Source organism: Streptomyces xiaopingdaonensis (assembly GCF_000262345.1).
Lineage (GTDB): Bacteria > Actinomycetota > Actinomycetes > Streptomycetales > Streptomycetaceae > Streptomyces > Streptomyces xiaopingdaonensis.
Genome location: NZ_AJTQ01000013.1, coordinates 1 through 1,825, shown reverse-complemented (window position 1 = coordinate 1,825; position 1,825 = coordinate 1). Strand labels below are relative to the sequence as shown.

Here is a 1,825-nt window from a genome sequence, read left to right as displayed (position 1 = left end):
CCGGCGGGCGGCCGAAGCGCGCCCGTGTTCTCCCCGCGCGCGGACCGGGCCGCGCGCAACCGCTACCTTCCGGCGCCTCCCTCGTTCCGGCCGAACTCCCCCTCGGTCTCGAGGTCCTCGCCGTCGTCGAAGTCGTCGAGCGGTTCGTAGTCGTCCTCGTCGGGACCGCCGAGCGGGGTGAAGGCGGTGTCCTCGTCGTCGAAGAGCGGACTGGAGTCGAAGCGCCAGACGACGCGCTCCTGGTCGGCCTGGTCGAAGGGGGCCGAGAACCACTCGCCGGGCTCGGCCGGCTCGTCGGCCGCGGCGACCCACACCGTGGAGTCACCGCGCTCCAGCCCGAACTCCTTGTGGCGGACGGCGATCTCGTCGGGCTCGTACTCCCCGAAGAGGACCCCGAGCGCCGAGTGGACGCCGGCGCCCGCCGCCTCCTCGTCGTCCGTGTCGGGGGCTTCCGGATCGAAGGCGGAGAGGCGTTCGACGTGGGCGAGCAGCCGTTCCGGCTCGACGACGGTGTAGTCGCGCCGCGCGAAGACGTTGAGCGCGCTCGGGACCGCCGGGCCGCGGTAGCCGGTGGCGCTCCCGTCGCCGCTCGGGATCTCGAACGGGGTGACCTCGTCGTGCACTTCGTAGAGGAGCTCGTCGTAGGCTTCGCCTGCCTGCGCAAGCTCGTCGAAGGCGGCATAGACGGCGGACTCGTATGCGGCCTCCTGCGCCGAGGCGGTCCCCTCGGGCACCTCGGCACGCCGCTCGACCGCCTCCAGGTGCCGGTCGAGGGCGGCCTTCACCGCCTCGGCGGCAGCGCGTACATCGGCAGCGCTGGGCTGCGCAGCATCAGACATACGGTAGACGCTATCCGCAGAGGGGCACTGCCCGCACAATAGATGAGATGCCGGAATACGAATTTCGCGATGTGTACGTCCCCCGCGGAGTCTCGCGCAAGGACACGACCCAACTCCTGACCGAGCACGCCGAGTACGGCCACTGGGAGCTCGCCCGCACCCGCCTCTACCCGGACGGGAGCCGACGGGTACGGCTGCGCCGCCGCATCATCCGCCAGCCGCGTCCCACCTGGTGAGCCCGGTCGGCACGACGAAGGGGAGAGACGAAGGGGGAGGGGCCGCTTGCGGCCCCTCCCCCGGAGTGCGTGCGACTCAGCGCGCGACGGCGCGCGAGCGGCGGTAGAGGACGTAACCGCCCAGGAGCAGCGCGCCGCCGAGCGGTGCGACGACGGCCATCTGCGAGCCGCTGCCCGTCTCCGCAAGCTGCGGGGACTCGTAGGAAGCCGGCACCGCACGCTCCTCTTCCTGCTCGGGAGCGGGAGTCTCCTCCGGCACCGTGCGCTCGCCCGGCTGCTCGGGCGCGGGCGGCTGGGCCGGGGTGTCGGGCCGGTCCGGAGTCGCGGGCTTGTCCGGAGTCGAGGGGTGCTCCGGAGGGGCCTCCGGAGTGCTCTGCCCCGGCTTCGGCGGCTCGGGGCTCGGCTTCTCCGGGGGCGGCGTGACGCTCTCGCCACCGTTGTGGCAGGTGTTGCCGAAGGTCGGGTTGAGCAGCCCGATCACGGAGACGCTGTTGCCGCACAGGTTGACCGGAACGTCGATCGGTACCTGGACGCTGTTGCCCGAGAGCACGCCTGGCGAGCCCTCGGCGCCGCCCTGTGCTCCGGAGTCGGCGAGCGCGGTGCCGGCGCCGGACATGGCGAGCACGCCGCCTGCCGCAACGATGGTGAGCAGGCCCTGCTTGGTGACCTGTCGCATAGTTCTTCCCCTGACTTGCCTGATGCTGGACGAATCACGGGGGAGGTCGGCGAAGCGTCCGCCCCCAGAAAAGT

Annotated in this window: 3 protein-coding genes; 1 reads left to right on the top strand and 2 read right to left on the bottom strand. The window is 72.1% G+C overall.

Going from position 1 to position 1,825, the window contains the following annotated elements:
- Window positions 1-62: 62 nt before the first annotated feature.
- Entirely contained in the window at window positions 63-839 is a 777-nt protein-coding gene (locus UWG_RS29260) for a hypothetical protein (protein WP_050988484.1), read from the bottom strand.
- A 47-nt stretch (window positions 840-886) separates the two neighbouring features.
- On the opposite strand from UWG_RS29260, the gene UWG_RS0100725 reads away from it, so the two are divergent.
- On the top strand, window positions 887-1,075 hold the full coding sequence (locus UWG_RS0100725; RefSeq protein ID WP_026328034.1) for a DUF5703 family protein: 189 nt from the start codon (window positions 887-889) through the stop codon (window positions 1,073-1,075).
- A gap of 76 nt (window positions 1,076-1,151) precedes the next feature.
- Here the strand turns inward: UWG_RS0100725 and UWG_RS0100720 are convergent, their stop codons facing one another.
- Window positions 1,152-1,751, bottom strand: coding sequence for a chaplin (locus UWG_RS0100720; protein ID WP_016905283.1), 600 nt, complete (start codon window positions 1,749-1,751; stop codon window positions 1,152-1,154).
- Window positions 1,752-1,825 lie beyond the last annotated feature (74 nt).

Bases quoted from the DNA above. Each gene is read 5' to 3' on its own strand.
- UWG_RS29260 (WP_050988484.1), bottom strand. From the start codon at position 839: ATGTCTGATGCTGCGCAGCCCAGCGCTGCCGATGTACGCGCTGCCGCC.
- UWG_RS0100725 (WP_026328034.1), top strand. From the start codon at position 887: ATGCCGGAATACGAATTTCGCGATGTGTACGTCCCCCGCGGAGTCTCG.
- UWG_RS0100720 (WP_016905283.1), bottom strand. From the start codon at position 1,751: ATGCGACAGGTCACCAAGCAGGGCCTGCTCACCATCGTTGCGGCAGGC.